This is a genomic window from Sphingomonas agri (assembly GCF_038148795.1).
Lineage (GTDB): Bacteria > Pseudomonadota > Alphaproteobacteria > Sphingomonadales > Sphingomonadaceae > Sphingomicrobium > Sphingomicrobium agri.
In genome coordinates, this window is the sequence record NZ_JBAPEU010000001.1 from 953,754 (window position 1) to 969,428 (window position 15,675).

A 15,675-nucleotide genomic window follows, 5' to 3' on the forward strand; every position below is an offset into this window, starting at 1 on the left:
AGTTCGTGAAATGGCTGCTCCGTTCGGGAAGCGGGGTTTGAGTCCCGCGCCCCCGCTCGGCTAGGGCCCGGTGATGGGTCACGACCATCATCACTCGCATGTCGCGGGCACGGCTGGCTTCGGGCGCGCCTTTGCGATCGGCATCGGCCTCAACCTCGGCTTCGTCCTCGTCGAGACGGTGTTCGGCTTTGCGGCCAATTCAATGTCGCTTCTTGCGGACGCTGGCCACAATCTCTCGGACGTGATCGGGCTCGTCCTTGCGTGGGCCGGAAGCCTGATGGCGAGAAGCGCCTCGACACCCCGCTTTACCTACGGCCTCAAGAAAGCGTCCATTCTCGCAGCTCTCATCAATGCCCTGTTCCTGTTCGTCGCAGTCGGCGCGATCGGCGCCGAGGGAATCCGCCGGCTGTTCCACCCGGCGCATACCGAAGGGCTCATCGTCATCATCGTCGCGGCGGTCGGGATCCTCGTCAACGGGATGACGGCGTTCCTCTTCTCGCGCGGCCATCATGATCTCAACATCAGGGGAGCCTTCCTCCACATGGCGGCCGACGCTGCGGTGTCAGGGGCGGTGGTATTCGCCGGCCTCCTCATTCTCTTCACCGGGCAGCAGTGGGTCGACCCCGTCATGAGCCTGGTGGTCGCCGTCGTCATCCTGTGGGGTTCGGTCGGGCTTCTCAAGGAATCGGTCTGGATGTCGCTTGCGGGCGTTCCGGCTGGGATTGAAGTGGACCAGGTCGAAATGGCCCTCGCCGAGATCGACGGCGTCGAGGCCGTCCACGACCTTCACATCTGGCCGCTCAGCACCAGCGAGACGGCACTGACGGCTCATATCGTGACCGAGCGGGCCGACTATCCCGATGCACTGCTTGCGAGCGCCCGCGACGTCCTTCACCACCGCTTTCGCATCGAGCATTGCACGATCCAGGTGGAGCGCCATCACCCAGCCGATCACAAGGATTGCTAGAACCAGTGAACGTCACGCATCTCGAATGCTCGCTGACGGGCGAGCGCTATGAAGCCGGAAAGATCTACAATCTCAGCGAGGCCGGGAAGCCGCTCCTGGTGCGCTACGACCTCGAGGCCGCGAAGTCGGCGCTGACGCGAGACGTCCTTGCGCGCCGGGAGGCGGGCATGTGGAAGTGGCGCGAACTCCTGCCTCACGAGGGTGAGCCCGTGACCCTTGGCGAACCCGAGACCCCGATCATTGGGCTTTCCAATATCGCGCGGCGCGAAAACGCCTCAAGCCTTCTGGTCAAGGACGAGGGGCGGCTTCCCACCGGTTCGTTCAAAGCGAGAGGTCTTGCGATGGCGGTCACCATGGCAAGGGAGTTCGGGATCGAGCGCATCGTAATGCCGACCAACGGCAATGCCGGTGCGGCTCTGGCCGCCTACGGCGCACGAGCCGGCATCGAGACGATCGTCATCTGCCCTTCGGAAACTCCGACGATCAACGTCACCGAGACCGCCGCTTATGGAGCGCGCGTCTATGTCGCCGACGGACAGATTGACGAGTGCGGTGCCCTCGTCGGCAAGGGGGCTGCTCAAGGTCTCTGGTTCGACTGCTCGACCCTCAAGGAACCCTATCGCCTCGAGGGCAAGAAGGTGATGGGTTTTGAGCTTTCCGAGCAGCTTGGCTGGGAAGTTCCCGACGCGATCTTCTATCCGACCGGCGGCGGCACGGGGCTCATCGGGATGTGGAAGGCTTTCGATGAGCTGGAGGCCGTCGGGCTGGTCGGCTCGAAGCGTCCGCGGATGTATGCAGTCCAGGCCGAAGGCTGCGCTCCCATGGTCCGGGCGTTCGAAGAGGGGGAGGAATTCGCCCGCAGGTGGGAAAACCCCGCGACGGTCGCGACCGGCATCCGGGTTCCCAAGGCGGTCGGCGATTTCCTGATCTTAAGAGCGGTCCGCGAAAGCGGCGGGGCGGGGATCGCGGTCTCCGAAGAGGCCATTCTTCAGGCCGTCGAAGATGCTGCGCGCGAGGACGGTTTTCTGCTGTGTCCGGAAGGGGGAGCCGTACTTGCGGGGTGGCGTCAGGCTCTCTTGCGCGGGCTTGTCGGCAAGGAGGAACGGGTGCTCCTCTTCAACTGCGCGAACGGCAACAAGTACCCGCTGCCGGATCACTCGAAGAGGCTGAGCCTTGCAAGTGCAAGTCCTGGGCAGCTCTGAGCGGGCGAAGCGCCTCGTTCTGAGGGCCCATAAACGAGTAAACCCCGGCAACCGAAGTTGCCGGGGTTCCATGCTTCGTTTGTCTTTCGACTCCCGAAGCACGAAAACAACAATACATGGCGATGCCGGTTGTTCCAGCGGATTCTGTCGGCCAGATGACAAAATCTGTGGACTGTTCGGTGCATAAGGCTGTGGGCGTTTGGGCGACTCGCAAAAAAGAGCCCCGCCGGGCGAACCTGGCGGGGCTCTTCCGTGCTTCCGATCAAATGATCCGCGTCATCAACAGAGCCGATGCGGGGACTGATGCCCGCGTCCGCCCCGGAGACACAGTTCGGTGGATCCGAAGCAACGGCGCGAGAACCCTTTCGCCCCAATTTTGTTCCTGCTGCCGATGACAGGGAAACGCCGCCTGCGGATCGCAAGCTACAACATCAACGGGATAAACACGCGCCTGCCGGTGCTGCTGCGCTGGCTCGAGGAGTTCCAGCCCGACGTTGCGGGTCTCCAGGAGCTCAAGTGCACGAGCGAGGCGTTTCCAAGTGAAGCCATCGAAGCGCTGGGCTACCGGGCGATCTGGCACGGGCAGAAGAGCTGGAACGGCGTTGCAATCCTCTCGAAGGCCGGGGAACCGGTCGAGACCCGGCGGAGCCTTCCGGGCGATCCCAATCTCGAACAGAGCCGCTACATCGAGGCGGCGGTCTGCGGCATCCTCATTGGCAATCTCTATGCTCCCAACGGCAATCCCAAGCCGGGTTTGAAGTTCGACTACAAGCTTGCCTGGATGGACGCGCTCAAGGCGCATGCGAAAGAGCTGCTGGATACAAAGCTGCCCGCGATCCTCATTGGCGACTATAACGTGATCCCGACGGACGAGGACGTCTACAAGCCCGAGCGCTGGGCCAAGGACGCGCTTTTTGCGCCGGAAGCGCGCAAGAAGTTCGCGGAGCTGGTCGGGCAGGGCTGGATCGATGCGCTCCGCAGGTTTCACCCGAACGAGCGCATCTATACCTTCTGGCATTACTGGCGGAACTCGTTTGAGCGCGATGCAGGTATCCGCATCGATCATGCACTTGTCAGTCCCGCGCTTGCCAAAACCCTCAAGGCTTCGGGCGTCAGCCGATCGCCGCGGGGCTGGGAGAAAACCAGCGACCATGCGCCGATGTGGGTGGAGCTCGAAGTTCCTTAAGGCCGGCCGGAAAAGCGGTGGCTCTGCGGCCTCAGCCTGCGCGATCTCATTTAAGCCGAGGATCCGCTGTCTGTGCATTCAGCGGGCTGCAACCATTGCCATCCAGAGAGCAGCGCCAGCTCGCCGCCGATGAGGCGGTCCCCGATGTCCAGCCGGTAACGCACGTTGGGCGCAAAGACCTTAGCGGCGTTGGCATAGGCCGCGGTCTTGGCAGCCTCGACGGTGTCCCCGGTTCCCGTCACGACGGCGGTCCAGCCATAAAGGCCAGCGGTCACCAAATCGGGGCCGCACGCGCCCACTTCTCCCAGATGCAGGTGCCGCTCGTCGATGTCGCCGATTATCACCGGCAAGCCCACCGGTGAATCCACTTCCTTGCGTGAAAGAGGCATCGGCGGGGTTGTGAGGACGATGCACGTCGAGAAACCCTTATGGGCTCCAAAGGAAGATGAAGCTGGCGAGATGAGGAGCTTGAAGAGCTCAGCCCAGCTGACCGCCTGGAGCGGCTCGAGAACGGCAAATCCCGGATAACCGAAGCGACACGTGAACTCGAGCGGCCAGATGCCGCTTTCGTTGATGATCGTGTTGAGGTTGACCCAGCCGACGTGGCCGGCCGCGCGAAACAGCGGCTCGAGCGGCTCGAGTGTCGTCTCGAACAATCGCTGCGAGCCGGTGAAAGTCGCGACGGTGCCCATCTCGCCGGTCAGCTCGCCCATGTTGCCCGCAAAAAAGCTCTTGTGTTCCCAGTCGACGCAGGCCGGGCGAAGAAAGCGGTTGCCGTTGAAATAGGCGCCGACGCCCGTCTCCACGCCCTCGACATGGTCCATGAGGATGAAGGCCTGTCCGTCGGGAACGCCCTTGACCTTGAGCAGCGCAGCGACGTCGCTGCCATCGGCAAGGGTTCCGACGAACGTCCCTGCGGCGGAATCACAGAGTTTGAATACACATCGGCGAGGTCGGGCCTTAAGATCTTCAAGAGCATCGGAAGGCCGGTTGAACTCCCGCACCTTTGCAATCTTGAGGTCCTGCCTCGCAAGAAGGTCCAGGGCGAAGGCTCGATCATTTTCGAGGCGATCGCCGAACGCACTTCCGCCCACGACGTTGAAGCCCTTGGCGCGAAGCTCGTCCTGAAGCTGTCCAAAGCCCACGGCTTCGAAGATGATGAGGCCATCCGGGCCGGCCTCCCGGATCCATTCCAGCTCGCCTTGCCAATCCGCCGCGCGTGGAACGAGGCCGTCCATCGTTCCCTGGGCGAGCGGCTCGCTGACCGTGACCTTGACCTCGTGCCCATCGCCCAGCAGCCGCAGATAGAGCGAACCAAGATCGCAGGTTTCGGTGATGCCGAGGATGCGCACGCCGGAATTGCTAGCAGGGAACTGGCCGGGGCGAAGCCTGTTTCAAGGCCTGATGGTGAGCGTGGCGCAGTTGCGGAGTTTCAGGGAGCCGCAGGAGCTCCTTTCCGACGAGGTCCAGCAAAAGCTCGCCAGGTGGAACCGTGATCGCCTCCTGCCGCGGCTGCCCGACGCGAATTGGCGCGGAGCCATTGACCATGATGCCGAGATGCTTGCGCTCCAACGGGACTTCCTCGATTCGCTGAGGCGGGACGTGGCCGAGCTCGCCTCCCGGGCTCCTTGCGAACCGCGGGCGTTCATCGCCTGGTTCGACAATCTGGAACGCGTCGGTGCTGGCCAACATGATCCCCTGTTCGGCTGGCTCGAACAGGAAGCAAGCCTCGAGCAGATGCGCTGGTATCTGACCCAGGAGGCCGCCGGGGAAGCCGGTTTCGAGGATCTCACTGCTTACGCCCAGGTGAAGCTGCCGGTTCGGATCAAGCTGGAGCTTGCGCGCAACTATTGGGATGAGATGGGCCGCGGGAACGCGAAGGGCATGCATGGCCCGATGCTTCACCGGCTGGTCGAGCGGCTGAACCTAAAGCCGATCATCGAAGAGACGGTTTGGGAAAGCCTGGCGCTTGCCAATGCCATGACAGCGATGGCGACTTCGCGCGATTTCGCCTGGCACGCCCTTGGTGCGCTGGGCGTATCGAGCTTACCGCGCCCGGGCGATCTGAAGCCGTTGCGGCGGGACTCAAGCGATTGGGGATGAGCGCCAAGGAGCGGCTATATTTCGATCTTCACGCCGTCCTCGACATCAAGCACAGCGCTGCCTGGAACGCTGAAGCGCTCGCTCCGGCGGTCGCGGAGGATCCGCGCCGGGCGGCGGCTATCGCCGAGGGCGCACTCATTCGCCTTCAGTGCGGCGCGCGTTGCTTCGAGCGCTATCGCAATGAGCTATGGTGAGGAACGATGACGCGCTCGTGGAGCTGCTTCATCAACTCGTTGACCGTCAGTATCACTTCACCTGCGTAACGCCCGCAACCCATGGGCGCGTCCTTTCAAGACCTGCTCCGGACGAGCCGGGACTGCGCGATATCTTCGGGTGGAACCGGCACTTTTTGGCTGCGCAGCTCGAGCCGGAGCTGCTGCGGCTCCTTGAGCGCAGCGGCTGTGTCGAGAAAAACGGTGACCAGCTGCGCAGCAGGGTGCGGGTCGCGAGCCTTGGCGGCCGGCTGTTCCTTCACTCCTCCTATCCAACGTCGAGCGACGACTCGGTCTTCCTTGGCCCCGACACCTACCGCTTCGTGCGATTTGTCCTTGCTCAGCGGCAAGAACTGGAGCGGGCGGCATGGCTTGTCGACATGGGTGCCGGCAGCGGCGCAGGCGGCATCCTCGCCGGCGCTGCTGCAGCCATTGCGCGCGTCACACTGGTCGACATCAATCCCGCTGCCGCGCGGCTTGCGCGGATCAATGCAATAGCTGCCGGGGCTGAAGCCTCCGTCCTCGTCTCGGACCAAATCCCTCGGGGCTGCGATCTCGTGATCGCCAATCCCCCTTACATGATGGATATTTCTCACAGGACCTACCGCGACGGCGGGGCAATGTTTGGCGGTGAGCTCGCAAGCCGATGGGCAAAAGAGGCGCTCGAAAGCCTCGGACCGGCGGGAACGATGCTTCTTTATACGGGTGCCGCCGTGCGTCGAGGCCGGCTACCGCTCGTGGAGTGCCTTCAGAACCTCTGCACCAAGGCCGATGCCACGCTCGATGTCGAGGAAATCGATCCCGATGTCTTTGGGGAGGAACTCGAAAATCCTGCCTATGGCGAAATAGAGCGGATCGCGGCTCTTGGAATTCGGATCACCAAGCGCAATTGAAGTTCTTGGGGGCGGGCCGGCGAGCATAGCGCGTTGGAGGTCGCCAACATGGTGGGTTTCAGCTCGTATCAAGGTCTGACCGAAGCCTTCGGGAGGTTTCGCCTTACCAGAAGGTCAAGCGACATCGGGAGCAGGTGCCGACCAAGGTGATGCCGGTTCCTCGACCGCGCCTCGCGAAAGCGCAGAGAGCAAAGTGATCGCTCAGATCGGTACGCTGCCGGAACAGGGCTGTTATGCGCCACTCCTGCCATTAGCTTGGCGAACAGCAGCCCTCCGAGTTGCCGCTGGCTCTCGCCTCCTGGATCGGTGGACAAGGGACATCGGCATAGGAACAGAAGACGCAGCAATCGCCGCAAAGGGGTTTCAGAACTGCGCCACAATGTCGGCAGTCGTAGAAATACTGGCACGCGTCTGTCGGCATCGTTTCCGTCGAGACACCGCCGCATTGCGGGCAGGTCAGAGTTGATTGGAGTTCGGCCACGGGTCCGGTTCAACCTTTCTGCTTTGCGGGGATCGCCTGCGTATTTGCCCTTAGGTCCCAGATGGCGATCGCAATCATGAGGGCAAGTCCGGGGTAGAGGAGCCATTCTATCGGCACGTCATAAGTCGCCATCAGCAGCGCGGCAGCCAGTACAAGCAAGGGTCCGACCGAGGACGTCAGTGACCACCTTCGACCCACGGCACGCCACATTGCCGGAATGCATCGGCGAGCGCCGCTTCGAGGTCGAGCGATTCCCAATCCATCATCGGATTCAGATGCTCGACGAGTTCCGGCAGCAGACACACGCCAAATCGCCTCACTGCACGGCTTGCCTTGTAACCAGCCTTGTGCTGATCGAAGCGCCAGTCCGGGTCTCGTGAGGTCTGGCCGACGTAAAGGCCCCAGCGTTCATTCCCTCTCGGGTCGTGCAACAAGATGACGTAGACGAAGTGGCGTGCGCCTCGTGCCCTGAATGTCTCAGCGCGAAGTTTTTGCGCCGAAGACATGGCTTTCTTCATCCAGTGAGGTCCGGCCATCGTCAGCTTGTGACGTGGCACTCCATCGCGTCTTTCGCAAATGCGACGCTAGTGAGCGGCGCAGAATCCGCTGCTGTGAAGACCGTTTGCGACGTGGACATCCGCGCAGGACCGCCGGTTCATGTTTCTCATGGGGATGGTGCCGGCTGAGGGATTTGAACCCCCGACCTTCGGTTTACAAAACCGCTGCACTACCACTGTGCTAAGCCGGCGAGCCATTGAAGGTTCATGGCACAGTCCCGTGCCACCTGCTGTTGCGATACGGTTTGCGGACAGGAAACGCCAGAGGCCTCCAACCGACCGGTTCTTCCTTCAGCAAGGAATATCGAAGTCGACTATCTGGCAAGCGGCGGCTGGTACTTATGACCCGGCGGTCAAAGGACGCCGAAGGTCCAGCCTTCGCTTCGAGCGATCTCTGGCGTCAGGCCATGAGGATTGAATGCGCGGGGTTCGGTGAGACTGAGCTGGCGCATGCCGGCGGCGGTGACGAGCGCGTCGGTCTGATGGTCGTTGGGTTCGAACCTTAGCCGCGCTGGCGGACTTCCAAGGCCTTCGAGCGCGCGGTTCAGGTCCACCCGGCTGCGCAGCTTCGCCCCGCTGAGGCCGGCACGGCGAAGGTAGATCCGCGTATAGATCTCCACCACGGCGCTTGCGTGATCCGGGAGCGGGTCCATTGGCCAGATCGCAACCTTGCCGTGGATCTTGTCGAGGAAGCGCATCCCCGAGAAGCTCGCCTTCGCGACCTGCGCCGCGCCAATCGCGTCATAAGCGCTTGCGGTCTTGCGGCCTCCTTGCGCGTTGAGCCTTGCATCGCACTGGCGGAAGCGAACGAAGTCGGCCTTTCTTCCGTCGGCAATGCCGAAATAGAAATGCGGTCTATGCGCGACCTCAAGGAAACTCGCGGCGCCAAGATCCTCGTCATCACACCTTCGATCGACATAGGACCAGAATTCGCGCGCTGTCCCGGGCACCTGGGGCTCGCCCGGCAGATATTCCCCGCGCTCGATGATCGGCGGGGCAAAGCTGAAATCGAAGCCGAAAAGCGTCGGCTCCTTGGCAGCGCGTTTCAGGAGCCAGGCGAGCACTTCCTTGCGGGACCAGGAATGGCCTGCCCGGATCAGCCGCGGAGCGGCTCTGCCCCTCGCTTCGGCGATCGCGATACCTTTGTGGCGCCGCCCCTTGGCGCCTGACCAGTCGATCGCGACATACGCTTCAAATTGCCTCACTTGCGCGTTTTGGGCCTGGGCTTGGCCTGAACGAAGTCCTTCGATCGCTCGATCACGTCCCGCACGCGTTCCTCATCCTTACTGTCGTAGCGGATGAGGACGCCCTCCCAGCCCACGTAGTGCGGCGACTGCCAGAATGTGTCGGGGTCGGTTTCCTTGAGCATCTCGATCGTGTCGAGGTCCATCGCGACCCCGAACGAGGTCTCCGCCTCATGGCTTGGAAAGAGGAATGCGCGGCCGTTGGAGGCGACCTTGACCGCCGGCTTACCGTAGCTGGTACCCTGCTCGGTGCCGGGGAGGCTGAGAGCAAAAGCGGCCGCCTCTTCGAACGTCATCAGACGAGCGGTGGCTGCTCATCCTCGGGCGGCACTGCCTGGCGGATGCGGCGAGGCGGCGTCGGCCTTGCAGGGGGCCCAAGGTCCCCCCAGCGCTCGAGGATCCTTCCTGCTGCATCGCGCCCGCCAAGGCCGAAGGCCAGCGCAGTCGCCACTGCCGCGGACCCGAGGATGAGGCCGAAGGCGAGGATCACGATCTGGTCGGCAAGACCCATGAAGGTGAGACCGATGGCGGTGAACAACGCGATGATCGCGTAGCGGACGATCGTCTGGGCAAAGCTGCCCTCGCCGGTCCCGCTGCCGACGAGGTTGGCGATGATCCGGGCAAGGAAGATGCCGACGACGATGATGAGCGAGCCAAAAATGACCTTGCCGCCAAGCTCGGTAACCTGTGCAAGGAAGATCGCGATCGTCCCGCCGCCGAGCTGCTTTGCAGCCTCGATCGAGGCTGCAAGGATGATCGCGATCATCGCGATGTTGGCAACGATCCGCGAGGGAAACGCGCTTGTCGGGAGAATGCCGGTCGACCGGACCGCGTCGTCGAAGCCCGTCGGGGGCAGGATCGCCTCGATGATCGTCTTGAGAAACCGGGCGGCGACGAAGGCGATCCCGATCCACAGCGCAGCGGCAAGAACCCGCGGGATCGCGGTAAGGATTTGGTTCAGCATCGCGGTCGCGGGTCCCGCGATCGCCTCGATCTTCAGCGCCTGGAGTGCGGCAATCGCGACCGGGATGATGATGAGCGCGTAGACGAGAACGCCGGCGGCACGGGCAAGGCTCGCCCGGGTCGCGCCCGGCGCTGAACCGGGCGGGACCGCCTCGGCCGATGGCCGGACCGTACCCTCGGTCGAACCGATGCCGATGCGCGCAAGGAGCCCATCGACATTGGCGGCGATCAGTACCGTCTCGACGAGGCGGCGCACGATCCGCGCGACGATGAGCCCGACGAAGAATATGAGGCCGGCGGCGATGAGGTTCGGGAGGAAGGCGAAGATCTCGGTAACGAGCTCGTTCACGGGCGCGAGGATCTGGCCGATGCCGAGAAACTGCAGTGCGGCCATGATGCCGACGAGCCAGATGATCAGCTTGGCTATGGTTCCAAGCTGGTGGCCGACGGTCTCGTCCTGCGGGCCGGTGACATGCCGCCGTAACGCTGGAGTCCGGTCGATCGCCTTTTGGATGATCCATTTGACGGTGCGGGCGACGATCCACGTCGCAACGAGGATCAGGATCGCGATCAGGACCTTGGGGCCCCAGTTCATCATCTGGGCCTGCCAGTAAGCGCTCGTGTCATACATGACGGTTTGTCCCTCCTCTTGGCTCCGCGCGGTTTAACCCGCGTCCTCATCCGTTTGTTTCAGCGCTTTGCGCCGCTTATCCCAATAGTCCAGACGCTCCTTGACGCGCGCCTCGAAACCCTTGTCGGTTGGCTCGTAGAAGGTCTCGGGCGCCATTTCGGAGGGCCAGTAATCCTGGCCTGAAAAGCCCTCGTCGGTGTCGTGGTCATAGGCGTAGCCCTTGCCGTAGCCGACGTTTTTCATGAGCTTGGTCGGTGCATTGAGAATATGCATCGGGGGCATGAGCGAGCCCGTTTCCTTCGCTGACTTCCATGCCCTTTTTTGCGCCGTGTACGCGGCGTTCGATTTGGGGGCGGTGGCGAGGTAGAGACAGGCCTGGACGATGCCGATCTCTCCTTCCGGCGAACCCAGGAAATCGTACATCTCCTTGGCTGCCAGGCATTGGAGGAGGGCGTTGGGATCGGCCATTCCAATATCTTCGACGGCAGCACGCGTGAGGCGGCGCAGCACGTAAAGCGGCTCTTCGCCCGCGACCAGCATGCGCGCTAGATAATAAAGTGCTGCCTGCGGGTCGGAGCCGCGGATCGTTTTGTGAAGCGCGGAGATGAGGTTGTAGTGGCCCTCCCGGTCTTTGTCGTAGACGGGCACGCGGCGATGAAGGAGTTCGCTAAGCTCGGCCGGGCCGAGCACGTCCTGGATGTCGATCGAGAACAAGGTCTCGACCTGGTTCAGGAGGAAGCGCCCATCCCCGTCCGCGCTCGCGATCAACGCCTCGCGGGCCTCGGGAGTGACCGGAAGACTTCGATCTTCGAGTGCCTCGGCCCTCGTTACCAGTTCATCGAGCGCTGCATGGTCGAGCCGCCTCAGGATAAGGACCTGGCAGCGCGAGAGCAGCGCCGCATTGATCTCGAAGCTCGGGTTCTCGGTGGTTGCACCGACGAGAGTCACCGTGCCGTCCTCGACATAGGGAAGGAAGCCGTCCTGCTGCGCGCGATTGAAGCGGTGGATCTCGTCGACGAAGAGGAGGGTCTGCTGACCCGCCCTTGCAGCGGTGCGGGCTTCCGCGAAGACCTTCTTGAGATCGGCGACGCCCGAGAAGACGGCCGAGATTGCAACGAAGCGCATGCCCACCGCACCTGCAAGGAGCCGGGCGATGGTCGTCTTTCCGGTGCCTGGAGGCCCCCAGAGGATCATCGAGGCGAGGCGTCCCGCCGCGACCATCCGGCCGATTGCCCCCGAGGGCCCGGTAAGATGCTCCTGGCCGACCACCTCGTCGAGCGTCGTTGGGCGGAGGCGGTCGGCAAGCGGTGCGCTTTCTGGCGGCGCCTCGCTCGCCCTCGTCGGGATTTTCTCGTCGGCAAACAGGTCGGCCATCACCCCCGACCATAAAGACCGCTCGGGAAAATGCACGAAAAAGCCTTGCCGAAGATGCAGCTAAGATATATCTTAGACACATCGAAAGGAGAATCAGATGCGACACAGGCATCATGGATGCGGCTCACGTGGCCACGTCGAAATCAATCTTCCCGAGGGACTGCTAGCAATGCGCGGCGGGCGCGGCTGGGAAGGCCGCTGGGGACCGTTTCACTTCGACTTCGGGGACGAGGGCTGGAGCGGCGGACGCCGCGGGCGGCGGGCGCGCCGGATGTTCGAAGGCGGAGAGCTAAGGCTCGTGCTCCTGAAGCTCATCGCCGACGAGCCGCGCCACGGCTACGACCTCATTCGCGCGATCGAGGAGCTGACCGGCGGCGAATATGCGCCGAGCCCCGGCGTTGTCTATCCGACCCTGACCCTCCTCCAGGACATGGGGTTCATCGAGGAGGCCGCGGTCGAGGGTCCGCGCAAGCCCTTCCAGGCGACGGACGAGGGGCGCGGCCATCTCGCCGAGCGCCAGCAGGAGGTCGAAGCCCTGTTCGAGCGGCTCAGCGACCTTGCGCCTCGATCAGAGCATACGGCCGGACCTGCGATCGGAAGGGCGGTCAAGAATTTGATGACTGCGCTCAGCCACCGCGTCGGCCGCGACGGCCTCGACGACGAGCTGCTTCACGAAATTGCGGCGATCCTCGACGAGGCGGCGCAGCGGATCGAACGCATCAAATAAATGGGGGCCGTTTATTTCCCGGTGATCCGCGACAGCCGCTGCCGCTTGACGATGGCGTGCTTGTAGGCGCGGATCACCGCCGAATTGATCGTGTCCCAGTCCATGTGCCTCGCATTTTCGAGCCCCGCGTTGCCGTGTCGGCGGCGGAGCTCGGGATCGCGGGCATAGGCTGCCAGCGCATCGGCGAACTCGTCGGGCTCCGTCCCGTCGACGAGCGTCCCCGTCACCCCCGACTGAACGAGGTTGGTGGCGCCCGTCGCCTCGGCGGCAATCACCGGTAGGGCGCAGGCCATGGCTTCGAGGGTTACGTTGCCGAAGGCCTCGGTGATGGATGGGTTGAGAAGGATGTCCGAGCTTGCAAGCGCGCGTGCGAGATCATCGCCCGTCTGCTCGCCGATGAAGATCCCCTGTGGAAGCTGTTCCTCGAACCATGGCTTTGCAGGTCCCTCGCCGATCACCAGCACCCTATAATTGAGCCCAAAGGTCGCAAAGGCGTGGACCGCCTCTGAAAAGACATCGAGGCCTTTTTCCATGACGACCCGGCCAAGGAAGGCGATGACCATGTCGTCGTCCTGCATCCCTAGCGAACGGCGCCACGCCATGTCGCGGCGATCGGGGTTGAACTGCTCGCGGTCGACGCCTCGGCCCCAGATCGCGATGTCGCGGTTCATGCGCTGTGCGCGAAGAATGGATGCCGTCGAGCGGGCAGGGGCCAGCACCACCTCGCAGCGGTGGTAGAACCGCCGCATGATGTCGCGCGCAAGCGGCTCCAGTGCCTGGAGGTGATAATAAGCAAGATAGGTATCGAAACGCGTGTGGACCGACGCGACCGCGGCAATCTTGTGCTTCCTTGCCCAGGTCACGGCCCGGTGCCCGACGATATCGGGGCTCGAGACGTGGACGACATTGGGCGCGAACTTCTCAAGGTCGCGCTTGACCCGTGCCGGCAGGGCAAGCGGCAGCCGATATTCCGAACGCCCCGGAATGGGGACTGCAGGGACCTCGACGAGGTCTCCAGTCGGCGGGAACGCGGGCTCGGCGACGGTGGGCGAATAGACCCGCACCGAAACACCCTGGCGCAACAGATATTCGACCAGCCGGTTGAGCGCCTGGTTGGCACCGTCGCGCACGTAATTGTAATTGCCCGAAAAGAGGGCAACGCGAAGGTCACTCGTCTGCACGGGTCGAGGCTGTAGGGGTTTCTTGGTGAGCGTCAAAGTCGGATTGCCGCCGATCGCCCCGTCCGATGCCCGGCTGTTCGTTCTTGGAAGCCTTCCCGGTGATGCGTCGCTTGCTGCCCGGCGCTATTATGCGCATCCGACCAACCAGTTCTGGCGGCTCCTTGGCGTAGCGATCGGTGAAGATCTGGGGGCGCTCGATTATGAAGGGAGGCTTCGAAGGCTTGCGCAGCGCCGGGTCGGCCTCTGGGACGTCATTGCCTCGGCAAGTCGGGCGGGCAGCCTCGACCAGTCGATCCGGCGAGCAGAGCACAACCGCATCGCGCACCTTCTGGAGGATTTTCCGGATCTTCGGGCGATCGCCTTCAACGGCTCCGCGGCAGCGGCCGCCGGGCGCAAGCTCATCGCCCGGCCGCCGCCTGGTCTTCAACTCATCGATCTTCCCTCATCGAGCGCCGCCAACACCCGCGCCTTCGAGGACAAAGCCTCGAGCTGGGCTCGGCTGTCGCAATTCCTGGCATCGTGAAAAGCGTTTTTGAAGGTTGCAAGGCGCGTACTTGGCGCCATGATCAGGAGGATGACCACGACTGATGAAGAAGAAGCCGACAGCGACAAGAGGCTGTCGATGGTCGACGAGGCACTCGTCGCCGGAACGATCGCGAACACCAACGGCCTCTTGGTGATCCTCGCCAAGCTCGTTGCAAAAGGAGTGTTCGAGAGGGCGGATCTCCAGGCTTTCTCCGATTCCTATTCAAAGCCCCTCGACCATGTCGGCATGCGTGAGAATGAACTCGTCACCCAGATGCAGGACCAGATGGAATCGACGCTCGCCGAGCTCATGCGTTTCTTGAGCGAGCGCGAGCGGGACTAGGCAATCCCCATGATTGACTAGCGCGGTCCGAGCCCACATATGGCCGCCTCGCTTCAGCGCATGGCCCCTTCGTCTAGCGGTCTAGGACGTCGCCCTCTCACGGCGAAAACACGGGTTCGAGTCCCGTAGGGGTCACCATAGTCAAGCGGTAAGTCGCAATAGTCCCAAGACTTTATCGTTGGCAGCTCAAAACGTTACCACGATCTGCCCCAACTCTTTCTGCGCTCTGGTGGGTCCTAATGGAGCGCCATGAGCCTTTGTGGGACGTGACCTCTTTTCGTGCATGTCGTTTACAGCGACAGGGTCCAGGCCCGCGTCGCTGTGTCATAAAGCCTGCTTCGGCTGGAAAGTAGACATCCGCGTGGTAATCATTCGTCATGGAGACGAACATTGGGCAGCCAGCCCAACGGGTGAGCGAAACACCGGTCGAATCAGGGGTCGACGGAGTTCAGCCTGTCCCTCGGCACACGGGTCATCTGCGCTTTGATGTCATCATCTCGCTGACCGCAATCTTCATTTCAGCCGTATCGTTGTTTGTGGCGATCGAGCACGGCAAGACCGAGCGCGATCTCGTCGCGGCGAACGTCTGGCCCTTTCCGCGTGCGATTCTCAATAACGGCTATGACAAAGGGCGCGCCATCGCCATCGGTGTGTCAAACGGCGGTGTCGGACCAGCGAAGATCCGCAGCTTCGAACTGCTTTATCGCGGGCGGCCGATGAGATCAGCGATCGATCTCATGCAGCGCTGTTGCGGCTTGTCGAGAGATCCCGGGGCTATACGATCTACGCTACCTCCCGGATCCTTTACCTATTCGCTCGTGGATGAGACCGTCTTAAGGCCGGGCGAAGAAAATTCCGTCCTGTTACTGCGGCGTTCGCCAGCAGCTCCAGATCTCTCAAATCGAATGGCGTCCGAGATTCGGGAGGTCACATTTCGCGTCTGTTATTGCTCGGTGCTCGACCAGTGCTGGATGAGCGATCTGAGGAGCACGCGCACGGAACCAATTCGTCAGTGCGGGCCAGCCGAGCATCCCTACGACCCGAACGGCCGGTGAGTGCGGCAAAGCGCCTGCTTTGGATGGAGAG

Annotated in this window: 17 protein-coding genes, 2 tRNA genes and 1 pseudogene; 10 read left to right on the forward strand and 10 right to left on the reverse strand. The window is 62.7% G+C overall.

Translation table 11 applies throughout. The annotated features are described in order from the left end of the window. The first annotated feature begins 73 nt into the window (after positions 1-73). The 3 genes from V8192_RS04720 to xth all read left to right on the forward strand — a co-directional run bounded on the left by V8192_RS04720 (position 74) and on the right by xth (position 3,355). Positions 74-967, forward strand: coding sequence for a cation diffusion facilitator family transporter (locus V8192_RS04720; protein ID WP_341631893.1), 894 nt, complete (start codon positions 74-76; stop codon positions 965-967). Between the two features lie 5 nt (positions 968-972). Continuing rightward, on the forward strand, positions 973-2,169 hold the full coding sequence (locus V8192_RS04725) for a threonine synthase (protein WP_341631894.1): 1,197 nt from the start codon (positions 973-975) through the stop codon (positions 2,167-2,169). 409 nt (positions 2,170-2,578) lie between these two features. Further along, a complete protein-coding gene (gene xth / locus V8192_RS04730) occupies positions 2,579-3,355 on the forward strand; it encodes an exodeoxyribonuclease III (RefSeq protein ID WP_341632303.1) in 777 nt (258 codons plus the stop codon). 50 nt (positions 3,356-3,405) lie between these two features. Here xth and V8192_RS04735 read toward each other — a convergent pair whose 3' ends face one another. After that, positions 3,406-4,707, reverse strand: a complete 1,302-nt coding sequence (locus tag V8192_RS04735) for an ATP-grasp domain-containing protein (RefSeq protein ID WP_341631895.1) — start codon at positions 4,705-4,707, stop codon at positions 3,406-3,408. Between the two features lie 52 nt (positions 4,708-4,759). On the opposite strand from V8192_RS04735, the pseudogene V8192_RS04740 reads away from it, so the two are divergent. Beyond that, a pseudogene (locus V8192_RS04740) lies at positions 4,760-5,652 on the forward strand (iron-containing redox enzyme family protein). Next, positions 5,646-6,563, forward strand: coding sequence for a methyltransferase (locus V8192_RS04745; protein ID WP_341631896.1), 918 nt, complete (start codon positions 5,646-5,648; stop codon positions 6,561-6,563). Before V8192_RS04740 ends, V8192_RS04745 begins: the two are co-directional and overlap by 7 nt. 250 nt (positions 6,564-6,813) lie before the next feature. On the opposite strand, the gene V8192_RS04750 is transcribed toward V8192_RS04745, so the two are convergent. The 8 genes from V8192_RS04750 to V8192_RS04785 all read right to left on the reverse strand — a co-directional run bounded on the left by V8192_RS04750 (position 6,814) and on the right by V8192_RS04785 (position 11,813). Beyond that, positions 6,814-7,044 carry a GDCCVxC domain-containing (seleno)protein gene (locus V8192_RS04750; protein ID WP_341631897.1) on the reverse strand — a complete coding sequence of 77 codons (231 nt, stop codon included), beginning with the start codon at positions 7,042-7,044 and terminating at the stop codon, positions 6,814-6,816. Positions 7,045-7,053: 9 nt separating this feature from the next. Continuing rightward, positions 7,054-7,176 (reverse strand): hypothetical protein, encoded by a 123-nt coding sequence (locus tag V8192_RS04755; RefSeq protein WP_341631898.1) that lies wholly within the window; start codon positions 7,174-7,176, stop codon positions 7,054-7,056. Positions 7,177-7,220: 44 nt separating this feature from the next. Further along, on the reverse strand, positions 7,221-7,601 hold the full coding sequence (locus V8192_RS04760) for a GIY-YIG nuclease family protein (protein ID WP_341631899.1): 381 nt from the start codon (positions 7,599-7,601) through the stop codon (positions 7,221-7,223). A 116-nt stretch (positions 7,602-7,717) separates the two neighbouring features. Then, a tRNA-Thr gene (locus V8192_RS04765) sits at positions 7,718-7,792 on the reverse strand. A gap of 162 nt (positions 7,793-7,954) precedes the next feature. Then, positions 7,955-8,806 (reverse strand): hypothetical protein, encoded by an 852-nt coding sequence (locus tag V8192_RS04770; protein ID WP_341631900.1) that lies wholly within the window; start codon positions 8,804-8,806, stop codon positions 7,955-7,957. Then, positions 8,803-9,141: an MmcQ/YjbR family DNA-binding protein gene (locus V8192_RS04775; RefSeq protein WP_341631901.1), complete on the reverse strand. Its 339-nt coding sequence runs from the start codon at positions 9,139-9,141 to the stop codon at positions 8,803-8,805. The genes V8192_RS04770 and V8192_RS04775 overlap by 4 nt, the downstream gene beginning before the upstream one ends. Continuing rightward, positions 9,141-10,439: a mechanosensitive ion channel gene (locus V8192_RS04780; RefSeq protein WP_341631902.1), complete on the reverse strand. Its 1,299-nt coding sequence runs from the start codon at positions 10,437-10,439 to the stop codon at positions 9,141-9,143. Before V8192_RS04780 ends, V8192_RS04775 begins: the two co-directional genes overlap by 1 nt. Before the next feature lie 33 nt (positions 10,440-10,472). Beyond that, on the reverse strand, positions 10,473-11,813 hold the full coding sequence (locus V8192_RS04785) for a replication-associated recombination protein A (RefSeq protein WP_341631903.1): 1,341 nt from the start codon (positions 11,811-11,813) through the stop codon (positions 10,473-10,475). Between the two features lie 97 nt (positions 11,814-11,910). On the opposite strand from V8192_RS04785, the gene V8192_RS04790 reads away from it, so the two are divergent. After that, positions 11,911-12,540: a PadR family transcriptional regulator gene (locus tag V8192_RS04790; RefSeq protein ID WP_341631904.1), complete on the forward strand. Its 630-nt coding sequence runs from the start codon at positions 11,911-11,913 to the stop codon at positions 12,538-12,540. 11 nt (positions 12,541-12,551) lie between these two features. Here V8192_RS04790 and V8192_RS04795 read toward each other — a convergent pair whose 3' ends face one another. After that, positions 12,552-13,721, reverse strand: coding sequence for a glycosyltransferase family 4 protein (locus V8192_RS04795; protein WP_341631905.1), 1,170 nt, complete (start codon positions 13,719-13,721; stop codon positions 12,552-12,554). Positions 13,722-13,746: 25 nt separating this feature from the next. Here V8192_RS04795 and V8192_RS04800 point away from each other — a divergent pair, with 25 nt between their 5' ends. From V8192_RS04800 to V8192_RS04815, 4 genes are all read left to right on the forward strand, one after another. Further along, positions 13,747-14,244: a DNA-deoxyinosine glycosylase gene (locus V8192_RS04800; RefSeq protein WP_341631906.1), complete on the forward strand. Its 498-nt coding sequence runs from the start codon at positions 13,747-13,749 to the stop codon at positions 14,242-14,244. A gap of 51 nt (positions 14,245-14,295) precedes the next feature. Beyond that, positions 14,296-14,589, forward strand: a complete 294-nt coding sequence (locus V8192_RS04805) for a hypothetical protein (RefSeq protein WP_341631907.1) — start codon at positions 14,296-14,298, stop codon at positions 14,587-14,589. 62 nt (positions 14,590-14,651) lie between these two features. Further along, positions 14,652-14,727: transfer RNA gene (locus V8192_RS04810), tRNA-Glu, on the forward strand. A 239-nt stretch (positions 14,728-14,966) separates the two neighbouring features. Continuing rightward, the gene (locus tag V8192_RS04815) at positions 14,967-15,644 is read left to right on the forward strand and encodes a hypothetical protein (protein ID WP_341631908.1); all 678 of its coding nucleotides are present in this window, start codon (positions 14,967-14,969) and stop codon (positions 15,642-15,644) included. The last annotated feature ends 31 nt before the right edge of the window (positions 15,645-15,675 follow it).

Excerpts from the sequence above, each read along its gene's own strand:
- V8192_RS04720 (WP_341631893.1), top strand. The coding sequence starts at position 74 with ATGGGTCACGACCATCATCACTCGCATGTCGCGGGCACGGCTGGCTTC.
- V8192_RS04745 (WP_341631896.1), top strand. The coding sequence starts at position 5,646 with ATGGTGAGGAACGATGACGCGCTCGTGGAGCTGCTTCATCAACTCGTT.
- V8192_RS04755 (WP_341631898.1), bottom strand. The coding sequence starts at position 7,176 with ATGGCGACTTATGACGTGCCGATAGAATGGCTCCTCTACCCCGGACTT.
- V8192_RS04775 (WP_341631901.1), bottom strand. The coding sequence starts at position 9,141 with ATGACGTTCGAAGAGGCGGCCGCTTTTGCTCTCAGCCTCCCCGGCACC.
- V8192_RS04780 (WP_341631902.1), bottom strand. The coding sequence starts at position 10,439 with ATGTATGACACGAGCGCTTACTGGCAGGCCCAGATGATGAACTGGGGC.
- V8192_RS04785 (WP_341631903.1), bottom strand. The coding sequence starts at position 11,813 with ATGGCCGACCTGTTTGCCGACGAGAAAATCCCGACGAGGGCGAGCGAG.
- V8192_RS04790 (WP_341631904.1), top strand. The coding sequence starts at position 11,911 with ATGCGACACAGGCATCATGGATGCGGCTCACGTGGCCACGTCGAAATC.
- V8192_RS04805 (WP_341631907.1), top strand. The coding sequence starts at position 14,296 with ATGACCACGACTGATGAAGAAGAAGCCGACAGCGACAAGAGGCTGTCG.
- V8192_RS04815 (WP_341631908.1), top strand. The coding sequence starts at position 14,967 with ATGGAGACGAACATTGGGCAGCCAGCCCAACGGGTGAGCGAAACACCG.